The organism is Salmonella sp. A1325 (genome assembly GCF_056991255.1).
Genome location: NZ_JAMLWO010000006.1, coordinates 203,808 through 223,930, shown reverse-complemented (window position 1 = coordinate 223,930; position 20,123 = coordinate 203,808). Strand labels below are relative to the sequence as shown.

At 53.1% G+C, this 20,123-nt stretch carries 21 protein-coding genes; 14 read left to right on the top strand and 7 right to left on the bottom strand.

What is annotated here, in order from left to right:
• Positions 1 to 20: 20 nt before the first annotated feature.
• The 4 genes from NAZ64_RS14125 to fbp all read right to left on the bottom strand — a co-directional run bounded on the left by NAZ64_RS14125 (position 21) and on the right by fbp (position 4,554).
• Positions 21 to 1,229, bottom strand: a complete 1,209-nt coding sequence (locus NAZ64_RS14125; RefSeq protein ID WP_000203131.1) for an MFS transporter — start codon at positions 1,227 to 1,229, stop codon at positions 21 to 23.
• A complete protein-coding gene (locus NAZ64_RS14120; RefSeq protein ID WP_000977208.1) occupies positions 1,226 to 2,389 on the bottom strand; it encodes a metallo-dependent hydrolase in 1,164 nt (387 codons plus the stop codon). Before NAZ64_RS14120 ends, NAZ64_RS14125 begins: the two co-directional genes overlap by 4 nt.
• 409 nt (positions 2,390 to 2,798) lie before the next feature.
• Positions 2,799 to 3,329 carry an inorganic diphosphatase gene (gene ppa, locus NAZ64_RS14115; protein WP_000055079.1) on the bottom strand — a complete coding sequence of 177 codons (531 nt, stop codon included), beginning with the start codon at positions 3,327 to 3,329 and terminating at the stop codon, positions 2,799 to 2,801.
• 226 nt (positions 3,330 to 3,555) lie between these two features.
• Positions 3,556 to 4,554: a class 1 fructose-bisphosphatase gene (fbp, locus tag NAZ64_RS14110; protein ID WP_000853764.1), complete on the bottom strand. Its 999-nt coding sequence runs from the start codon at positions 4,552 to 4,554 to the stop codon at positions 3,556 to 3,558.
• 174 nt (positions 4,555 to 4,728) lie between these two features.
• Here fbp and mpl point away from each other — a divergent pair, with 174 nt between their 5' ends.
• Positions 4,729 to 6,102, top strand: a complete 1,374-nt coding sequence (gene mpl / locus NAZ64_RS14105; RefSeq protein WP_001219832.1) for a UDP-N-acetylmuramate:L-alanyl-gamma-D-glutamyl-meso-diaminopimelate ligase — start codon at positions 4,729 to 4,731, stop codon at positions 6,100 to 6,102.
• Positions 6,103 to 6,208: 106 nt separating this feature from the next.
• On the opposite strand, the gene yjgA is transcribed toward mpl, so the two are convergent.
• On the bottom strand, positions 6,209 to 6,760 hold the full coding sequence (yjgA, locus tag NAZ64_RS14100) for a ribosome biogenesis factor YjgA (RefSeq protein WP_000166287.1): 552 nt from the start codon (positions 6,758 to 6,760) through the stop codon (positions 6,209 to 6,211).
• 95 nt (positions 6,761 to 6,855) lie between these two features.
• Here yjgA and pmbA point away from each other — a divergent pair, with 95 nt between their 5' ends.
• The 13 genes from pmbA (at position 6,856) to NAZ64_RS14035 (ending at position 16,994) form a co-directional block, all read left to right on the top strand.
• Positions 6,856 to 8,208 (top strand): metalloprotease PmbA, encoded by a 1,353-nt coding sequence (gene pmbA, locus NAZ64_RS14095; RefSeq protein ID WP_000852997.1) that lies wholly within the window; start codon positions 6,856 to 6,858, stop codon positions 8,206 to 8,208.
• Positions 8,209 to 8,306: 98 nt separating this feature from the next.
• A complete protein-coding gene (gene cybC / locus NAZ64_RS14090) occupies positions 8,307 to 8,693 on the top strand; it encodes a cytochrome b562 (protein ID WP_001232231.1) in 387 nt (128 codons plus the stop codon).
• A gap of 277 nt (positions 8,694 to 8,970) precedes the next feature.
• A complete protein-coding gene (locus tag NAZ64_RS14085; protein WP_077908845.1) occupies positions 8,971 to 9,309 on the top strand; it encodes a glycine dehydrogenase in 339 nt (112 codons plus the stop codon).
• 10 nt (positions 9,310 to 9,319) lie between these two features.
• Entirely contained in the window at positions 9,320 to 9,682 is a 363-nt protein-coding gene (locus NAZ64_RS14080) for an SFCGS family glycine-rich protein (protein WP_000435389.1), read from the top strand.
• Complete coding sequence (locus NAZ64_RS14075; RefSeq protein ID WP_000975187.1) at positions 9,682 to 9,984, top strand: DUF4312 family protein; 303 nt, start codon at positions 9,682 to 9,684, stop codon at positions 9,982 to 9,984. Before NAZ64_RS14080 ends, NAZ64_RS14075 begins: the two co-directional genes overlap by 1 nt.
• Positions 9,985 to 10,006: 22 nt before the next feature.
• On the top strand, positions 10,007 to 10,783 hold the full coding sequence (locus NAZ64_RS14070) for a DUF4311 domain-containing protein (protein ID WP_000478578.1): 777 nt from the start codon (positions 10,007 to 10,009) through the stop codon (positions 10,781 to 10,783).
• A gap of 11 nt (positions 10,784 to 10,794) precedes the next feature.
• Positions 10,795 to 11,439, top strand: coding sequence for a DUF4310 family protein (locus NAZ64_RS14065; RefSeq protein WP_000392127.1), 645 nt, complete (start codon positions 10,795 to 10,797; stop codon positions 11,437 to 11,439).
• A 58-nt stretch (positions 11,440 to 11,497) separates the two neighbouring features.
• On the top strand, positions 11,498 to 12,631 hold the full coding sequence (locus tag NAZ64_RS14060) for an amidohydrolase/deacetylase family metallohydrolase (protein ID WP_023194698.1): 1,134 nt from the start codon (positions 11,498 to 11,500) through the stop codon (positions 12,629 to 12,631).
• Complete coding sequence (locus NAZ64_RS14055) at positions 12,615 to 13,733, top strand: DgaE family pyridoxal phosphate-dependent ammonia lyase (RefSeq protein WP_483640968.1); 1,119 nt, start codon at positions 12,615 to 12,617, stop codon at positions 13,731 to 13,733. The genes NAZ64_RS14060 and NAZ64_RS14055 overlap by 17 nt, the downstream gene beginning before the upstream one ends.
• Complete coding sequence (gene dagF, locus NAZ64_RS14050; RefSeq protein WP_023229489.1) at positions 13,730 to 14,470, top strand: 2-dehydro-3-deoxy-phosphogluconate aldolase; 741 nt, start codon at positions 13,730 to 13,732, stop codon at positions 14,468 to 14,470. Before NAZ64_RS14055 ends, dagF begins: the two co-directional genes overlap by 4 nt.
• 16 nt (positions 14,471 to 14,486) lie before the next feature.
• On the top strand, positions 14,487 to 16,400 hold the full coding sequence (locus NAZ64_RS14045; RefSeq protein WP_001212135.1) for a BglG family transcription antiterminator: 1,914 nt from the start codon (positions 14,487 to 14,489) through the stop codon (positions 16,398 to 16,400).
• 77 nt (positions 16,401 to 16,477) lie between these two features.
• Positions 16,478 to 16,720, top strand: coding sequence for a type II toxin-antitoxin system RelB/DinJ family antitoxin (locus NAZ64_RS14040; RefSeq protein WP_000212724.1), 243 nt, complete (start codon positions 16,478 to 16,480; stop codon positions 16,718 to 16,720).
• Positions 16,710 to 16,994, top strand: coding sequence for a type II toxin-antitoxin system RelE family toxin (locus NAZ64_RS14035; RefSeq protein WP_000220578.1), 285 nt, complete (start codon positions 16,710 to 16,712; stop codon positions 16,992 to 16,994). The genes NAZ64_RS14040 and NAZ64_RS14035 overlap by 11 nt, the downstream gene beginning before the upstream one ends.
• A 3-nt stretch (positions 16,995 to 16,997) precedes the next feature.
• Here the strand turns inward: NAZ64_RS14035 and nrdG are convergent, their stop codons facing one another.
• Entirely contained in the window at positions 16,998 to 17,462 is a 465-nt protein-coding gene (gene nrdG / locus NAZ64_RS14030) for an anaerobic ribonucleoside-triphosphate reductase-activating protein (protein WP_001268859.1), read from the bottom strand.
• Positions 17,463 to 17,582: 120 nt separating this feature from the next.
• Positions 17,583 to 19,721, bottom strand: a complete 2,139-nt coding sequence (gene nrdD / locus NAZ64_RS14025; RefSeq protein WP_220569454.1) for an anaerobic ribonucleoside-triphosphate reductase — start codon at positions 19,719 to 19,721, stop codon at positions 17,583 to 17,585.
• Between the last annotated feature and the right edge of the window lie 402 nt (positions 19,722 to 20,123).

Genomic DNA, 20,123 nt, shown 5'->3' with positions numbered 1-20,123 from the left:
TTACATTCTGGCTGATGGCGCTAGCGCCGGGCATGGTGAGCTCTTATTCTGCCGTAGATCAATAATGACGCGCCGCCCAGGATAACAATGCATCCAAGAACCATAAATCCCTGCATATAGCTGCCAGTTGTCCGGTAAAAATAGCCGACCATTAGGCCTGCCAACGTACCGCCGCCGCCAGCGCCGATGCCATTAATAATACCGGAGGCTGGGCCAATCGCATGGGGTTTAACGTTCGACTGGATAATCGACCAGATATTGGGGGTAAAGCTGGCGGCATAATAACCCATCGCCAGGGTAATGAGCGTGATTTTAAAGCCCGGCGCATCGACAAATGGCAGGAGAAATAACATCACGCCGGGGATTAGTAGGCCCAGTGAAGCAATAAGTACACGCTTTTGTGTCTTATCACTGATCCATGAGATAGGGATTGCCAGTATAACCGCAGTCAGATAAGGCAGAGAACTGACCAATGCTTTACTGAATCCGGTATAGCCGAGAGAATTGACAACCATGGGGATCCATAACGTAATTCCCCAGAACAACATCCCTTGAGTGATGTAGGTAAAAATAAGAAGTAGGAAGGGGGTTCCGCCCAGCGATTCCAGGGTAAGCTTAGTTTTCTCTGTTGGCGCCGGCGCACGATAATAAGGCGCTTCTTCCTGTTTTTTCAGCATTGTTATATAAAGTGGAACTACAACAACAATGCCGATCACACCAGTGATAATAAAAACATTTCGCCAACCGAAGGCAGCATCCAGCGGGGACAAAATCATAAATCCCAGGCCTAATGCCAGGAACTGTCCATAATACTGGATAATACTGTTCGCCTGCGTCCGTTCTTTGTCTGAAAACCAGTCGCTGGCGAAGCGGGACTGCTGCGGCCAATAAATGCCTTCGGTAATGCCAAGCACCAGCCGACAAATCAAAATAACGTACACTGACGAGGTAAATCCGACAAAAACGGTCGCAATCGACCAGATTAGCACCATCAGAATGACTATTTTTTTCGGATCGTATCGCTGGGTAAATACGCCGCCAAAAATATTTGAAAAGGCATAGCCAATAAGAAATATGGTTAATACAATGCTGGCCGTTGCGCCATCAATATTCAGGTCGTGTGTAATCGTAGGTAACGTAACGGAAAGATTAGAACGGTCAAGATAAGCAACAAAAAGGCCGAACATTAATGTCGCGCCGATCCGTAGCCATTTTTGCATTGAGGTCATTTTTCAACTCCGTTTGGCCGCGCGCCAAAATCAATTTGACGAAATAATATCTCACCGGATTTTATGGTCATTTGTGGTACCAGCACATGCGTCCCCGTGAGCGTTTCACCATGAATATCGGCAAATTCAACATGCCTGTTTTTTAATTTAAAGATGGCGATATCGGCAAATGCCCCAGGGGCCAGCGTACCAATTTCTGCTGCCATACCCATTAAAACTGCTGGGGTATGGGTACAGGCGTTAATGACATCGGTAAGCGCGACGCCGAGTGCTAAATATTTCGATAAAATCCATGGTAAGGCGTAAACAGGCCAGGCGAGTTTAGTGATGGTTGAGAGATCGCTACTGATGATATCCGGAAGAAAGCCATTGGCGATGGCCCGGCGTGCCGTGTTCATTGAAAAATGACTGCGACCATTGGCGGCATCAAATATAACGCCTCTTTCCCTTGCCTGACGGACTTCGGCTAAGACAGCGCCTTCATCAGTAAGAATGGTGCTACCTTTGCCGTGAAACGCATGAGCGATAATATCGCCGCGGCGTAGCAAGGAGACAAGTTCTTTCATGGGAACGACGGGATGAGTCGAGTGTATTGCCACGGGGCACCTTAAATCGTTGGCAATACGAAGGGATTCAGTCAGCGGTTTTAAGCCATATTCAGCAATGTCCTCAGTCTGAACCTTGAGTTTTAATCCCTGAAGAACATTGCGATACTGGCGAAACAGCGCGTGGATCTTATTTTCATCAATATTGTCAGGATCATAATTTTCTTGTGACCAGGTTTGGCCCGGCGGCGACACGGTCAGAAACGCTTTGATTCGAACTTTGCTGGCGCAAATCACCGTTCGGTAGAAGGCATCAAAGTTTGCCGTACCGGCAGAACCTGCATCCACGACGGTGGTGACGCCATTCGGCGGCATGTACATATCAGGCCTGACGCCGCCTTCCGTCGCGTCATAAAAAACATGCGCGTGATAATCGATAAGACCGGGAGTGACGATCATGCCGTCGGCATGGATAATCCGGGTCTCCGAAGTTACAGGATATTTATCGGCATCAACGATAATATCGTTAATGATGCGTAAATTGTTAATCTCATTAATATTACGAGCGGGATCGATGATATGTCCACCGGTAATTAATATATCATTTTTCATCATAATCTCTTAAAGTAGTAAATAATTATGGCAGCCCTTAAAAATATATTAAAAAGTGTGTTTTGAGCGGATGTTATGTTGGATTAAAAATACAATTATTGGTAGGGAGAGCTTAGGATACCTTATTAAAAAGGTAATCGGGCTTATGCACTAAATAAGAATTTAGCGCTTGCTAATATTTAGGGCGTAAGTCCAGGGGAGTCTGGGGGCATTCACAAAACAATTATTATCTTAAGCTTTTTAGAGAAACCGTGAGCGTATTCAACCCTTTTTAATAAAAAATCAGGTAAAGTCTTATTCATTCCGTGAATGTTAAATTAATAATGATAAAAATTGTGTTCTATTCATTAGCCAATAAAAAGGCCCTCATTACTATGAGAGCCTTTATCTTGACGATTATGTAAAAGCGGACTTATTTCTTCGCGGCGCGCTCGAAGGAGGCAACGATTTCCGCTTTAGCCGCTTCGGCGTTGTCCCAACCGTCAACTTTCACCCATTTGCCTTTTTCGAGATCTTTATAATGCTCGAAGAAATGAGTGATCTGCGCTTTCAGCAGTTCCGGCAGATCGTTCACATCTTTAATGTGATCGTACTCTTTGCTCAGTTTGGTGTGCGGTACGGCAACCAGTTTCGCATCTTCACCGGATTCGTCGGTCATTTTCAGTACGCCAACCGGACGGCAACGGATGACGGCGCCTGGCTGCAGCGGGTACGGCGTCGGGACCAGAACGTCTACCGGGTCGCCGTCCAGAGACAGGGTATGGTTGATGTAACCGTAGTTGCACGGATAGAACATCGCGGTGGACATGAAGCGGTCAACGAACAGCGCGCCGCTCTCTTTGTCAACTTCGTATTTGATCGGATCTGCGTTAGCCGGGATCTCGATAACGACGTAGATATCTTCCGGCAGTTCTTTACCCGCCGGGACGTTGAGTAAGCTCATGTCTGTTTCCTTTGAATTTATGACAAACAAGTGGCGAGTATTATAGCCAACTCACGCCGAAAGTCTTCGCTTGTTTTCGTTTCCGCCTCATCTGGCGCGTCGTTGCGGAGCATGAACTACAAAGGTTAAGAAACGAAAAAATCACGGGCCTGATAAGGCAACGCCGCCATCGGACATGTTATTGCCCAATGGCGGCTTCATGCGTTATTCCGCATGGTGGTAAAGATTACGCGTCCGGGTATTCGCGGATAAAGCGTTCCACATCGTCAACCATATGGCGGTTGCCGACGAAGAACGAGCGGCGCTGGTGAAGGCTTTCCGGAATGATATCCAGAATACGTTCTTTACCATCGCTTGCTTTGCCGCCGGCCTGTTCCGCGAGGAACGCCATCGGGTTGCATTCATACAGCAGACGCAGTTTTCCCTGCGGATGGCTGGCGGTGCTGGGGTAGAGATAGATGCCGCCTTTCAGCAGGTTGCGGTGGAAATCGGCCACCAGAGAGCCAATGTAACGTGAGGTATAAGGGCGACTTGTTGAACTATCCTCTTCCTGACAGAATTTTATGTACTTCTTCACGCCATTCGGGAATTTAATGTAGTTGCCTTCGTTAATGGAGTAGGTTTTACCCTTTTCCGGGAAACGCATACGTTCCTGGCACAGACAGAACACGCCTAACGACGGATCGTAGGTGAAAGCGTGTACGCCGCAGCCGGTGGTGTAAACCAGCATGGTGGACGAGCCATACACGACATATCCCGCAGCGACCTGTTTGTTGCCGGGTTGCAGGAAATCTTCTTCGGTGACCGGCGTGCCGACGGGCGTCACGCGGCGATAAATCGAGAAAATCGTACCGACAGAGACGTTAACGTCGATGTTAGAAGAGCCATCCAGAGGGTCCATCAGCACCACATATTTCGCGTGTTCGCAGCCTTCAAAGACGACAATTTCGTCCTCTTCTTCCGATGCGATGCCCGCTACAATATCGCGCGCTTTTAGTGCAGCTTTCAGTTTCTCGTTCGCGAACAGATCGAGTTTCTGCTGAACCTCGCCCTGTACGTTCTCAGCACCGCTGGCACCCAGGATATCGACCAGACCGGCCTTATTGATATCGCGGTGGATGATCTTGGCGCCCAATTTTATTGCCGACAGCAAAGCAGTGAGCTCACCGGTAGCCTGAGAGAACTCGTGCTGCTTTTCGACAATAAATTCACCTAACGTTTTCATAACACTTTCCCTGCAATTGATTGGAGTAAAGCGACCGTAACAATCTTAACAAACATTTCAGATGATGCGCTCAGGTGAATCGCGCCAGCAAAGTACAGATTTACCTGAAATGCGTTTCTCACTTGCCAGACATGTGCGTAAAATGGCTCGCAGATAAAAAAAGGATAGTGACGTATGCGCATTCATATTTTGGGAATTTGTGGCACTTTCATGGGGGGGCTGGCGATGCTGGCTCGCTCGCTTGGTCATGAAGTAACGGGTTCGGACGCCAATGTGTATCCGCCGATGAGTACCTTACTTGAGAAGCAAGGCATTGATCTGATCCAGGGTTATGACGCCAGCCAGCTCGATCCGCAGCCGGATCTGGTGATTATCGGCAATGCGATGACGCGCGGGAATCCGTGCGTGGAAGCGGTGCTGGAAAAAAACATTCCCTTTATGTCTGGTCCACAGTGGCTGCATGACTTTGTGTTGCGCGACCGCTGGGTACTGGCGGTCGCCGGTACCCACGGCAAAACCACGACCGCAGGCATGGCGACCTGGATACTGGAAGCGTGCGGGTACAAACCGGGCTTCGTGATCGGCGGCGTACCGGGCAACTTTGAGGTTTCCGCGCGCCTGGGCGAGAGCCCGTTCTTTGTTATCGAAGCGGATGAGTACGACTGCGCGTTCTTTGATAAACGTTCTAAATTTGTGCATTACTGCCCGCGGACGTTGATCCTCAACAACCTTGAGTTTGATCATGCCGACATCTTCGACGATCTGAAAGCGATCCAGAAGCAGTTCCACCATCTGGTGCGCATCGTGCCGGGGCAGGGGCGCATCATCTGGCCGGAAAACGACATCAACCTGAAACAGACCATGGCTCTGGGCTGCTGGAGCGAGCAGGAGCTGGTGGGCGAGCAGGGACACTGGCAGGCGAAGAAGCTGACTACGGATGCTTCCGAGTGGGAAGTGTGGCTGGACGGCGAAAAAGTCGGCGATGTGAAATGGGGCCTGGTCGGCGAACATAACATGCACAACGGTCTGATGGCGATTGCCGCCGCGCGCCACGTGGGCGTCGCGCCCGCTGAAGCGGCCAGCGCGCTGGGGTCATTTATTAACGCCCGCCGCCGTCTGGAACTGCGCGGCGAAGCGAACGGCGTGACGGTGTATGACGATTTTGCTCACCACCCGACGGCAATTCTGGCCACGCTGGCGGCGCTGCGCGGTAAAGTGGGCGGCACCGCGCGCATTATCGCAGTGCTGGAGCCGCGTTCTAACACGATGAAGATGGGGTTATGCAAGGATGACCTGGCACCGTCGTTAGGGCGTGCGGATGAAGTGTTCCTGCTGCAGCCGCCGCATATTCCGTGGCAAGTGGCGGAAGTCGCTGAAGCCTGCGTACAGCCTGCTCACTGGAGTGGCGATGTCGATACGCTGGCGGAAATGGTGGTGAAAACCGCACAGCCTGGCGATCACATCCTGGTGATGAGCAACGGCGGTTTCGGCGGCATCCATCAGAAATTGCTGGATGGGCTGGCGAAAAAAGCACTGGTTGTGGAGTAAAAAATGCCCGGTGGCGCTGCGCTTACCGGGCCTACAATAGGTACATTCCTGTAGGCCGGAGAAGGCGCTAGCGCCGCCATCCGGCAGATGCTACCAACGTGTAAAATTACCCTTCGTTTTCCGCCAGCTCGCGCAGATACTGGAAGATCTGACGCGCTGATTTCGGCGGTTTGTTGCCTTCTTTCTCTTTCTTCGCATTGCGGATCAATGAACGAAGCTGTTGACGATCGGCGTGCGGCCACAGGGTCAGTACTTCGGCTACCGCGTCATCGCCTTCGACGATCAGACGATCGCGCAGATGCTCAAGCTTGTGAAACAGTACCACCTGCTGATTATGGCGGTTCTTCAGCTTGTCCAGCGCCTGGCGAATAGGTTCAACGTCGCGTTGGCGCAGCATTTTTCCGATAAGCTGCAACTGGCGGCGGCGTCCTTCCATTTTGATTCGCTGGGCCAGTTCAATGGCGTCGCGCAGATCGGCGTCCAGCGGGATCTTATCCAGCGCGTTTTTCCCCAGATCCACCAGTTCCGCGCCCAGGCGTTTTAATTCCTCGGCATCGCGTTTAATTTCACTTTTACTGACCCAGATAATTTCATCGTCTTCGTCTTCGATGTCATCACCGGGAACGTCGTCGAGCCAGTCTTCGGGCTGCTTTGTCATGTCAGGCTCCTTAAAAAAAGAGGCTAATGTTACCAGTTAAGATGCGCACTGAAAAACGGTTCTCTGTTAGACTTCAGAGAAACTCTCTCTACATTATGGCATTTGCAATGAAAGTAATCTCACAAGTTGAAGCGCAGCGTAAGATTCTGGAAGAAGCAGTTTCGACAGCGCTGGAGTTAGCCTCAGGCAAATCGGATGGGGCGGAAGTCGCCGTCAGCAAGACCACCGGCATTAGCGTCAGCACCCGTTATGGTGAAGTAGAGAATGTCGAATTTAATAGCGACGGCGCGCTGGGCATTACGGTGTATCACCAGAACCGCAAAGGCAGCGCCTCTTCGACGGATTTAAGCCCGCAGGCGATTGCCCGTACCGTGCAGGCCGCGCTGGATATCGCGCGTTACACGTCGCCGGACCCGTGCGCAGGCGTGGCGGACAAAGAACTGCTGGCGTTTGACGCGCCGGATCTGGACTTGTTCCACCCGGCAGAGGTTACGCCAGACGAAGCCATTGAACTGGCCGCGCGTGCGGAACAGGCTTCTCTAAAGGCGGATAAACGCATCACCAATACCGAAGGCGGGAGCTTTAACAGCCATTACGGCATTAAAGTGTTTGGCAACAGCCACGGCATGTTGCAGGGCTATTGCTCCACGCGCCATTCGCTCTCAAGCTGCGTCATCGCCGAAGAGAACGGCGATATGGAGCGTGATTACGCTTACACCATCGGTCGGGCAATGGCGGATCTGCAAGCGCCGGAATGGGTCGGGACCGAGTGCGCGCGCCGCACCTTATCCCGCCTGTCGCCGCGCAAGCTCTCCACCATGAAAGCGCCGGTCATTTTCGCCAATGAAGTGGCGACAGGGCTATTTGGTCATCTGGTCGGGGCGATTGCCGGCGGCGCGGTATACCGTAAATCCACTTTTCTGCTCGACTCGCTGGGCAAACAAATTCTGCCGGAATGGTTAACCATCGAAGAACACCCGCATCTGCTAAAAGGGCTGGCGTCTTCACCGTTCGACAGCGAAGGCGTGCGTACAGAGCGCCGGGACATTGTGAAGGATGGCGTACTGACGCAATGGTTGCTGACCAACTATTCCGCCCGCAAACTGGGGCTGAAAAGTACCGGTCATGCCGGCGGCATTCATAACTGGCGTATCGCCGGGCAGGGGCTGAACTTTGAGCAGTTACTGAAAGAGATGGGCACCGGCTTGGTGGTGACGGAACTGATGGGCCAGGGCGTCAGCGGTATTACCGGCGACTACTCCCGCGGCGCTGCGGGATTCTGGGTTGAAAATGGTGAAATCCAGTACCCGGTAAGTGAAATTACCATTGCCGGTAATTTAAAAGAGATGTGGCGTAATATTGTCACTGTGGGTGATGATATTGAAACGCGCAGTAATATACAGTGTGGTTCGGTATTGTTACCGGAGATGAAAATCGCCGGACAATAATACCCGTCATACTTCAGGCTGCAGGCGCGTTGGCTGCCTGCAACTTGAATTATTCAGGGTATTACACTTATCGTTAATAATAAAAAAGGAAGTGAGCAATGCGTAAAAGCCTGTTAGCTATTCTTGCTGTGTCATCGCTGGTATTCGGTTCGGCTGTTTTTGCTGCCGATCTTGAAGATAATATGGATATTCTCAATGATAACCTGAAAGTTGTTGAGAAAACGGATAGTGCCCCTGAACTGAAAGCGGCATTAACCAAAATGCGCGCGGCCGCGCTGGATGCTCAAAAAGCTACGCCGCCAAAGCTGGAAGATAAAGCGCCGGATAGCCCGGAAATGAAGGATTTTCGTCACGGTTTTGACATTCTGGTCGGCCAAATTGATGGCGCGCTGAAGCTGGCGAACGAAGGTAACGTTAAAGAAGCGAAAGCGGCGGCGGAAGCGCTAAAAACCACCCGCAATACGTATCATAAGAAGTATCGTTAATTTTTGTGGGATGGCGGCTTCGCTTTATCCGCAGGTCGCCATCCGGCAAAATGTAATACCCATCACACTTTCTCACTTTATACGACAACGTCATTGTTTCGCCATTTCCTCTTTATGCCGCGATAGATCTCACACTTTCCCGGCGATAATTCATTAATGCCGCCTTTTCTGTGGCGCAGATCACCTATCCCACTCGCGTTTCCACTTCGAGGTGGAAAATAACTCGCTACAAACTTTTAACCCTTGCCGCTAGTTTTATCTCATTGCCATTAACGGGGTGAGACGCGTGGATAACGGAGCAGTAAAACACGATGCCGGTGAGCGAATTAACAAATTAGCTGAACAGGTGTTAACGCAGGTGGATGGCCTGCTGGGGCGACATCACATTGTCCCCAATGCGGTACAGACGCAAATGCTGACCTCGCACGTTCGCGCGATGGCGCACCGGTCAATTACCGGCGAGCCTTTACCGGAAGTCGATGCCAGCTTGTTTGATGAAATCTCAGCCGAATCAATGGCGCTCGCCCGCGAAATCGTGGCGGCGTTTGGCAACCTTCCTGACGAAGAAGCCTGGCTATTATCGGTACATTTTGAAGTCGCGAAAGACAACCTCTAAGGAGCAAAAAATGGAACAGATTACCGTCGTGATTGGCGATCGCCTGGGTAAAGGCCAGAAAGTGGCGGCAGGCGTGGAAAAAGCGGGCGGTCGCGCGGTCGTCGTACCGGGCGTCGCGGCAGACATGAAGCTGGGCGATGTGATGAAAGCGGAAAACGCCACCTTCGGCATTTCATTTTGCGGCAGCGGCGGCGCGGGCGCTATCACCGCGCAAAACAAGCATGGCTACAAAGCCAAATATGGCATGCGGTCAGTGGATGAAGGCGTCACCGCTATCAATGAAGGCTGCAACGTGTTGGGTTTCGGCTTTATGGATAAAGAAGAGCTCGGCGAGCGCCTGGTGCAGGCGTGGCAAAAGAAATACGGCGCCTGATGATGAAAGAGCAATTCACCACCACGGTGAGAGTAAAAGGCAAGGGCGACGCCAAAGCACGCGCCTTTGCCGATGCGCTGAACCATGTTCAGTCGGCGGTGATGAGAGAGTCGCCGTATATCTTACTGCGTATTGAGCCACAGGATGTGCGGATTGTTCAGGCGCATGAGTCGGTGCGTAAAGAGGCCTTTCTGTTTTTCTTTTTGCGCCGGGAACGACGCACTTACAGCGTGGAGCTGGATGTGACCGTCAACGTGACCGCCATCAATCTCGACAGGGTGGATTTCGTCGCGAAACGCTGATTTTTATTAAAAAGGCATAGTTATGTTCCTGATAATACTAATTAAATCGCTCATTATCGGCGCGCTGGTCGGCGTAGGGGTGGGCGCTGGGGCTGCACGCATGTTTCACGCGCCAACCACACAGGGGATGGGCGCGTTCCGTACGTTGGGCGAACTCAACTCTTGTGAAGGCGACCCGGCATCTCACTTCTCCTTTGGACTGGGTTTCTTCTTTAACGCCTGGGCGTCGTCTGTGGCGGCCGGATCGTTCACCCAGGATGTCGATCACCGCATCATCCCTAACTGGGGCGCGGCGGCGCTCATGATCAAAAACCGTAACGTTGGCGAGACGCTGCACGACCCGAAAAAAATGGCGATTGCCTGCGCCGTCATCGGCATGATCGTCGTGACGTTCCTTAACCTGACCGCCTCATCCGTGCCAGAAGCGCTACAGGTGACAGCGGTTAAGGTGCTGGTACCGGCGGCAAACCTGCTGGTCAACATCGTCATGCCTGTGATCTTCTGGTTAGCGGCGATCGACGCCGGTAAAAAATCGGGCTTCTGGGCCACCGTTTTCGGCGGCGCGGCGCAGCTCATCATGGGGAACGCCGTACCGGGGCTGGTGCTGGGTATTTTGATCGGTAAAGGCGTAGAAGAGAGCGGCTGGAACCATGTCACCAAAGTGATGATGGTCGCCATCGTTTTGCTGTTTGTGTTGAGCGGCTTCTTCCGCGGCTTCGACATGAAAATGATCGAGTCTTTCAACATGACGGTACCGAACTGGCTTGAACTGATCCACAACTCGCTCAGCGGCAAATAACGGAGGCCACAATGGAAGAGAATAAAGGTTTTTGGTATGCCGACTGGTCGTTCCCGATCTTTGTTGGTCTGCTCTCCTCCGGCGTTTTCGCCGGGACGCATATGTACTATCTGTACGGTATCGGCGCATTTAACGAAGTTGCTTTTGTGGCGATGTTGAAAGCGGGGATGGATACCGGCGTCTACGGCGCGGTCGCCGCTTTCGGCGCCAGCTTTTTATTTGCCCGCATTATCGAAGGTTCGCTGGTCGGAATTCTGGATATCGGCGGGGCAATTCAGACTGGCGTGGGCTTAGGGGTTCCGGCGTTACTGCTGGGGGCTGGCTTTGTCTTCCCGGTGGCGAACTTTATCGCTTCGCTGATAACCGGTCTGGTGATTGGCCTGGCGATTGGCTACATCATTATTCTGGCGCGTAAGTTCACCATCAATCAGAGCGACTCCACGTACGGGGCGGACGTCATGATGGGGGCCGGTAACACTTCAGGTCGTTTTCTGGGGCCGTTGATTATCCTCAGCGCCATGACGGCATCGATTCCTATTGGTCTGGGCTCTCTGGTGGGCGCGCTGCTGTTTTATATCTGGCAGAAGCCGATTACCGGCGGCGCGATTTTAGGCGCGATGATCCTCGGTTCCATCTTCCCGATTGCGATTAGCTAACTGTTGATTTGTAGGCCGGATAAGGCGGTTGCGCCGCCATCCGGCAAAGGAGAGAGCGATGTTTGATTTACTCCTGCGCCATGCGCGTCTGGTCGATGACACGCTGACTAATATTGCCCTGCAAGATGGCAAAATCGCGGCGTTGGGTGACGTTGATGGCCCGGCGGTGAAAACCATTGACCTGCGCGGCGAGTGTTACGTTAGTGCGGGTTGGATTGATTCTCACGTTCACTGCTACCCGACATCACCGATTTACCACGACGAACCGGACAGCGTGGGTATTGCCACTGGCGTTACCACAGTGGTGGATGCCGGTAGCACTGGCGCAGATGATATTGATGATTTCTATGCTCTGACGCGTCAGGCGACCACCGACGTTTATGCGCTGCTGAATGTTTCACGCGTTGGGCTTATTGCCCAAAACGAGCTGGCTAACATGGCCAATATTGACGCCGATGCGGTCCGGCAGGCGGTAAAACGCCATCCGGATTTTATCGTCGGCCTCAAGGCGCGGATGAGCAGCAGCGTGGTAGGCGTTAACGGCATCACGCCGCTGGAACGCGCTAAAGCCATGCAGCAAGAAAACGGCAACCTGCCGCTGATGGTACATATTGGAAATAACCCGCCGGATCTGGACGAAATCGCGGAGCGTCTGACGGCGGGCGATATCATTACCCACTGTTACAACGGTAAGCCGAACCGTATTCTGACGCCCGAAGGCGAGCTGCGCGCCTCGGTGACACGAGCGCTGGCGCGCGGCGTGCGTCTGGACGTTGGACATGGTACCGCCAGTCTGAGCTTTGCGGTGGCGAAACGCGCCATTAGCCTGGGGATTTTACCGCATACCATCAGTTCCGATATCTACTGCCGTAACCGCATTAATGGCCCGGTGCATTCGCTGGCTAATGTGATGTCGAAATTCCTCGCCATCGGCATGTCGCTGCCGCAGGTCATTGCGTGCGTGACGGCCAATGCCGCCGATAGCCTGAATCTGAAAACCAAAGGTCGTCTTCAGCCTGGTCTGGATGCCGACCTGACCCTCTTTACGCTTAAACGCCAGCCCACCGTGTTGGTAGACGCGGAAAACGACAGCTTACAGGCTGAAGAATTGCTGACGCCGCTTGCCGCGATACGCGCAGGCAAGGGCTATATGACCGAACAGGGGAGCGCGGAACATGCCTTCGATTTTTGAGAAGTATCAATTAAAACAGGTGATTAACGCCTCCGGACGTATGACGGCGCTCGGCGTCTCCACGCCGCGCCCGGAAGTGATAGACGCGGCGATGGCCGGAATGAATCAGTATTTCGAGATGAAAGATCTGGTGAATAAAACCGGTGAGTACATTGCGAAATTGCTGGAAGTGGAAGGGGCGACGGTAGTCTCCTGCGCCAGTGCGGGCCTTGCCCAGTCGGTTGCCGCGGTCCTGGTTCAGGACCGCGACTGGCTGCTGGAAAACCTGCACATTACACCGATTGAAAATAACGAAATCGTCCTGCCAAAGGGCCACAACGTCAACTTTGGCGCGCCGGTGGGAACGATGGTGGCGCTGGGCGGCGGCAAACTGGTGGAAGCCGGTTACGCCAACGAATGTTCTGCTGCGCAGTTGGCGGCGGCCATTACGCCGCGCACGGCGGCTATTCTCTATATCAAATCTCACCACTGCGTACAGAAAAGTATGCTCAGCGTGGAGCAGGCTGCGGTGGTGGCGCGCACGCATAATCTCCCGCTGATTGTGGACGCGGCAGCGGAAGAAGATTTGCAGTGCTACTATCGCGTGGGCGCAGATCTCGTTATCTATAGCGGTGCGAAAGCGATTGAAGGGCCGACCAGCGGGCTGGTGATTGGTAAAACGCAGTATGTTGAGTGGGTAAAACGTCAGTCAGCGGGCATTGGCCGGGCGATGAAGGTCGGCAAAGAGGGAATTGTTGGCCTGACCTGCGCCATTGAATTGTACCTGCGGGCGCAAAAAGAGAGCGGCGCGGAGATGGTAGAAAAAATGGCGCCCTTTATCGACACGTTGAACACGTTTAACGGCGTCAGCGCCCGTGTGGTGTGGGACAGCGCCGGACGCGACATCGCGCGCACGGAAATTAAGTTTGATGAAGCCGTTACCGGCATCGCCACAGGCGAACTGGTCGACGCGCTGAAGCAAGGGGAATACGCGATTTACTTTCGCGGATACAAAGCCAACGAAGGAATTATTGAAGCGGATGTCCGCAGCGTCGATCGCGCGCAGTTAGCGATTGTGGCGCGTCGTATTGGCGAGGTGATTAATCAGGAGAAACAAGCATGAAACTGACCCCTAACTTTTACCGCGATCGCGTTTGCCTGAACGTACTGGCCGGTTCGAAAGATAACGCCCGGGAAATCTACGCGGCGGCGGAAGGTCATGTGCTGGTTGGCGTGCTCTCCAAAAACTATCCGGATGTGGCAAGCGCAGTCGCGGATATGCGTGAATATGCGGCGCTTATCGACAATGCGCTCTCCGTCGGACTGGGGGCAGGCGATCCTAACCAGTCGGCGATGGTGAGCGAAATCTCGCGTCAGGTACAGCCGCAGCATGTCAACCAGGTGTTTACCGGCGTCGGGGCCAGCCGGGCGCTGCTGGGGCAAAACGAGACGGTGGTGAACGGTCTTGTCTCGCCGACCGGCACGCCGGGGCTGGTGAAAATTTCCACCGGCCCGCTAAGCAGCCGCGCGCCGGACGGCATCGTACCCATAGAAACGGCGATTGCGCTACTCAAAGACATGGGCGGCAGCTCTGTTAAATACTTTCCGATGGGAGGACTCACCTGTCGCGACGAGTATAAAGCGGTGGCTGAGGCCTGCGCCCGCCATGATTTCTGGCTGGAACCGACGGGCGGCATCGATCTGGAAAACTTCGCCGAGATTCTGCACATCGCCCTTGATGCAGGTGTAAGCAAAATCATTCCTCACATTTATAGTTCGATTATTGATAAGGTGAGCGGCAACACCCGTGCGGACGATGTGCGTCAGTTACTCGCTATCGTCCGGTCGCGTGTCGGCTAATCATGAGGAGAGAGACGTGCGATTCCCCAACCAACGTTTAGCGCAGCTATTTGCGATGCTGCAAAACGAGACGCTGCCGCAGGATGAGCTGGCGCAGCGGTTGTCGGTCTCCACGCGTACCGTTCGGGCGGATATCGCCGCGCTGAACATGTTGCTGACGCCGCATGGCGCGCAATTTACTCTCAGCCGCGGCAACGGGTATCAGCTCAAAATTGATGATCCGGCACGTTATCAATCCCTGCAAACGCAGCAATCTCCCGCCCTGGCGCGCGGTCCGCGCACCAGCCAGGAGCGGATACACTATTTGCTGGCGCGTTTTTTAACCTCCGCCTTCTCGCTGAAGCTGGAGGATTTGGCAGATGAATGGTTTGTCAGCCGTGCGACGCTGCAGAACGACATGGCGGACGTGCGCGAGCATTTGCTGCGTTATCATCTGACGCTGGAAACGCGTCCGCGTCATGGCATGAAACTGTTTGGCGGAGAGATGGCGATTCGCGCCTGTCTGACCGACCTTTTATGGACGCTGGCGCAGCAGGAGCCCTCCCATCCGTTAATTGTTAGTACCACGCTGAACACCGAGGTGTCTCAACGGCTGCAGTCTCTTTTGCCGGATATTTTCTCTCATTGTCAAATCCGCCTGACCGATGAGAGCGAGCTGTTTCTGCGTTTATACTGCGCGGTGGCGGTACGGCGTATTCGCGAGGGGTATCCGTTATCGGAATGCGTGGCGGAGGAGGTCGATGAAAAGGTGCGCCATGCGGCGCATGAGATTGCGGAGCTACTACAACAGCTGGCCGACAAGCCGCTGTCGGAGCCGGAAGTAAGCTGGCTGAAGGTGCATATTGCCGCCCGCCAGGTACAGGAGATTGCCCCCAGCGCCATTAATGCCGATGATGAAGAGGCGCTGGTGCGCTATATCCTCAATTTTATTAATACCCAGTACAACTATAACCTATTGAATGATAAACAGCTTCACGCGGACTTGCTGACCCACATCAAAACGATGATCACCCGCGTGCGCTACCAGATCATGATCCCCAACCCACTACTGGAAAATATTAAGCAGCACTATCCGATGGCGTGGGATATGACATTGGCGGCGATATCGAGTTGGGGAAAATACACGCCGTATACCATTAGCGAAAACGAAATCGGTTTTCTGGTGCTGCATATTGGCGTTGGGCTGGAACGTAGTTACAACATTGGCTACCAGCGGCAGCCGCAGGTACTGCTGGTGTGTGATGCTGGTAATGCGATGGTGCGGATGATTGAAGCGGTACTGGCGCGGAAATACCCGCAGATTGAGATAGCCCGCACTTTGACGCTACGCGACTATGAGGCGCGGGACAGTATTGTGGAGGATTTTGTGATTTCCACAGCGCGGATCGGCGAAAAAGATAAGCCGGTCATCATGATCGCGCCCTTTCCTACTGACTATCAATTGGAGCAGATCGGTAAGCTGGTGCTGGTGGACAGAACCCGTCCGTGGATGCTGGATAAATATTTCGATGCCTCGCATTTTCGCATCGTGGAGGGGGAAATAGATCAACAGACGCTGTTTAAAACGCTGTGCGATCAGTTGCATGAGGAAGGCTTTGTTGATGCGGCGTTTCTCGATTCGGTTATTGAACGTGAAGCTATCGTCAGTACGTTATTAGGCGACGGGATTGCCTTGCCACACGCGCTGGGGCTGCTGGCGAAGAAAACGGTGGTTTATACGGTGCTCGCGCCACAGGGGATTGCCTGGGGTGACGAAACGGCGCACGTTATTTTTTTACTCGCCATCAGCAAAAGTGAATATGAAGAGGCGATGGCCATCTACGATATTTTCGTCACTTTCCTGCGCGAACGCGCCATGACGCGCCTCTGCGCATGCCAGAATTTTACGCAATTTAAAACGGTCGCGATGGAGTGCGTGAGTCGTTTTTGAGAGGCGTTATCCAGAATTCGATGTAATGCGAATGTAATGCTAAACTGCATTACACATTCGATTTTACTGGAGGCATAATGGCCACGCTGAACGTCCGTCTGGATGACAAACTCAAAAATGAGGCTTATGCCGTGCTGGAAAAACTGAACATTACTCCAACGGAAGCCGTGCGATTACTGTTCCAGTACGTCGCGGAAACGGGGCGCATGCCAGTGAAAACCGTCACTCTTAGCGACAGTGAGGATGCACTGATTCAGACAGTTCGGGAGAGGCTGTCTAGCCCGCAAAAGGGAATCAAGGTTAGTCTGGATGACTTATGAACTGGAATTCGACCCGAGGGCCTTAAAAGAGTGGCATAAGCTGGGCGATACGGTGAAGGCTCAGCTTAAGAAAAAGTTGGCTGATGTGCTATTGAACCCCAGAATCGACTCTGCCCGTTTAAACGGTCTTCCTGACTGCTATAAAATTAAGCTTAAATCGTCCGGTTATCGTCTGGTGTACCAGGTTCGGGATGACGTTGTGATTGTGTTTGTTGTCGCGGTCGGCAAGCGAGAACATTCAGCCGTCTATCACGATGCAAACAAACGGCTTTAGCGATCAACGCAAATGATGCACTACCTGGTTGCTGCTACCGCGCCAGATAAGCGCTGGGTCTTTCAGATCCTGCACAAATTTGCCATCGACCAGCACGTTGATGAGATCGACCACCTGCATCTGCGCGGCGTTGAGTTCATCGAGCTTGTAGCCGGTCCACACCCAGATATCTTTCCCCGGGCACTCCGCGTGGATGCGTTGTACCAGTGCCAGGATATCCGGTACGTTTTGCGGATGCAACGGATCGCCGCCCGACAGCGAGATCCCCTGACGGTGAATGCGCGTGTCGTTCAGATCGGCAATGATCTTATCTTCCATCTCTTTGGTAAACGGCTGGCCGGAATTGAGCCGCCAGGTGCTTTTGTTATAGCAGCCAGGGCATTCATGCACGCACCCTGACACAAACAGGGTGCAGCGGGTGCCGGGGCCGTTAACGATGTCTACGGGGTAGTATTGGTGGTAGCGCATAGCGGGTGTCCAGAAAGCATGTAGGCCGGATAAGGTGCTTGCACCGCATCCGGCAACATTGTGATGCCTGATGACGACGCGATTGCGTCTTATCAGGCCTACGGTCTTTGCAAACGGAAATTAACCGATCTGCCCATTGCCTAAATGCTTCACGCGGCGCTTCACTTCTTCCTGCTTGCCGGCGTTAAACGGACGCGCGTCCGGGCTGCCTAAATAACCGCACACGCGGCGGGTGACCGAGACGCGCGCGGCGTCGTGGTTGCCGCATTTCGGGCAGGTGAAACCTTTACTGGTACATTCGAACTCGCCGGTAAAGCCGCACTCGTAGCATTCATCGATCGGCGTGTTGGTGCCGTAATACGGTACATGCTGATAGCTGTAATCCCAGACATCTTCCAGCGCTTTCAGGTTGTGCTGAATGTTCGGGTATTCGCCGTAGCAAATGAAGCCCCCGTTCGCCAGCGGCGGATACGGTGCTTCGAAATCGATTTTGTCGTACGGGTTGACCTTCTTCTCCACGTCGAGGTGGAAGCTGTTGGTGTAGTAACCTTTATCGGTTACGCCCGGCACCACGCCGAACTCGGCGGTATCCAGACGGCAGAAGCGGTCACAGAGGTTTTCACTTGGCGTGCTGTACAGACTAAAGCCGTAGCCGGTCTCTTCTTTCCACTGATCCACGGCCTGGCGCAGACGCTCCACAATCGCGATGCCTTTAGCGCGAAGCTGCTCGCTGTCGTACAGGTGCTCGCCGCCGAACAGCGCGTTAATGGTTTCATGGATACCAATGTAGCCCAGAGAGATGGACGCACGACCATTTTTAAAGATTTCAGACACGTCGTCGTCCGCTTTCAGCCGCACGCCGCAGGCGCCTTCCATATACAGGATAGGCGCGACGCGGGCTTTCACGCCTTCAAGGCGGGCGATACGGGTCATCAGCGCCTTCCGCGCCAGCGCCAGACGTTCATCCAGCAGTCTCCAGAATGCGGTTTCGTCGCCTTTTGCTTCCAGCGCGATGCGCGGCAGGTTAAGGCTAATCACGCCCAGGTTGTTACGACCGTCGTGGATCTGCTCGCCGTTTTCGTTCTCCCACACGCCGAGGAAGCTGCGGCAGCCCATTGGCGTTTTGAACGAACCGGTGACTTTGACCACCTGATCGTAGTTGAGGATGTCCGGATACATGCGCTTGCTCGCGCACTCCAGCGCCAGTTGTTTAATGTCGTAGTTCGGATCGCCAAACTTGTGGTTCAAACCGTCGCGGATAGCGAAGACCAGTTTCGGGAACACGGCGGTTTTGCGATTTTTACCCAGACCGGCGATACGGTTACGCAAAATAGACGCCTGGATCAGACGCGACTCCCAACTGGTGCCGAGGCCAAAACCAAAGGTCACGAAAGGCGTCTGGCCGTTAGCGGTGTGCAGCGTGTTAACTTCGTATTCCAGCGACTGGAACGCGTCGTAGCACTCTTTTTCGGTGCGAGAACGCGCATACCCTTCGGCATCCGGGATCTGCCACTCATCGGCGGTTTTGCGGTGCTTGTTATAGCTTTCGGTGACAAACGGCGCCAGCACTTCGTCGATACGGTTAATGGTGGTGCCGCCATAAATATGGCTGGCGACCTGCGCGATAATCTGCGCGGTAACGGCAGTGGCGGTAGAGATAGATTTTGGCGGTTCGATCTCGGCGTTACCCATCTTAAAGCCCTGGGTCAACATGCCTTTCAGGTCGATCAACATACAGTTGAACATCGGGAAGAACGGCGAATAGTCGAGATCGTGATAGTGGATATCGCCGCGCTCATGCGCTTGTACTACGTCACGCGGCAACAGGTGCTGGCGGGCATAGTGTTTGGCGACAATCCCGGCCAGCAAATCGCGCTGGGTGGGAATGACTTTACTGTCTTTGTTGGCGTTTTCATTGAGCAACGCGGAGTTAGTTTGCTCTACCAGGCCGCGAATTTCCTGGTTCAGACGACCACGCTTTTCACGCTGAATGTCGCGATCGTGACGGTATTCGATGTAGGCGCGGGCAAGCTGTTTGTACGGGCCGGACATCAGTTGGTTTTCAACCGCAGTCTGGATCTCGTTAATATCCACCTGACTGCGTGCGTTCATTTGGCTGCTAACGACTTCTGCGACGGTGGCACAGTAATCTGCGTCATCGACTCCCGCTGCTTTAGCTGCACGTAGAATGGCTTCCTTAATGCGCTCTGATTTGAATGGCACTTTACAGCCATCTCGTTTCATCACATGCGGTGTCATGATCACTCCATATTTGTAAGAACAGGTTATCCACAGAGGCCGGGGAAGCCATAACAGGTTTATTCATCTCTTTTCCAACGACTTCCCGCAATCCTGACCCAGGTTATCCACAATTCACCTTGTGTCGAGTGAACAGGTGTTGTAGCAATTGTAGTCAATTAATACAACATATTGGGTCGGCGTGCATTTTAAAGTCTATATGTAGTGATTTGCATCAAGGATGTTTGCAATTTTATTGATGTAGAACAAGGTAAAAATCAGAGCGTACAGATGGCGGGCGCTGTAGCGTTTGTAAAAGATAGCAAGAAAAATCTGATTAATTATTCAACAAAAACAGACAGTAACCTGGAGCAACGCCACAGCCCGTGTCAATAGGTTTGTGGCGTTTATCCGTATAAGGAC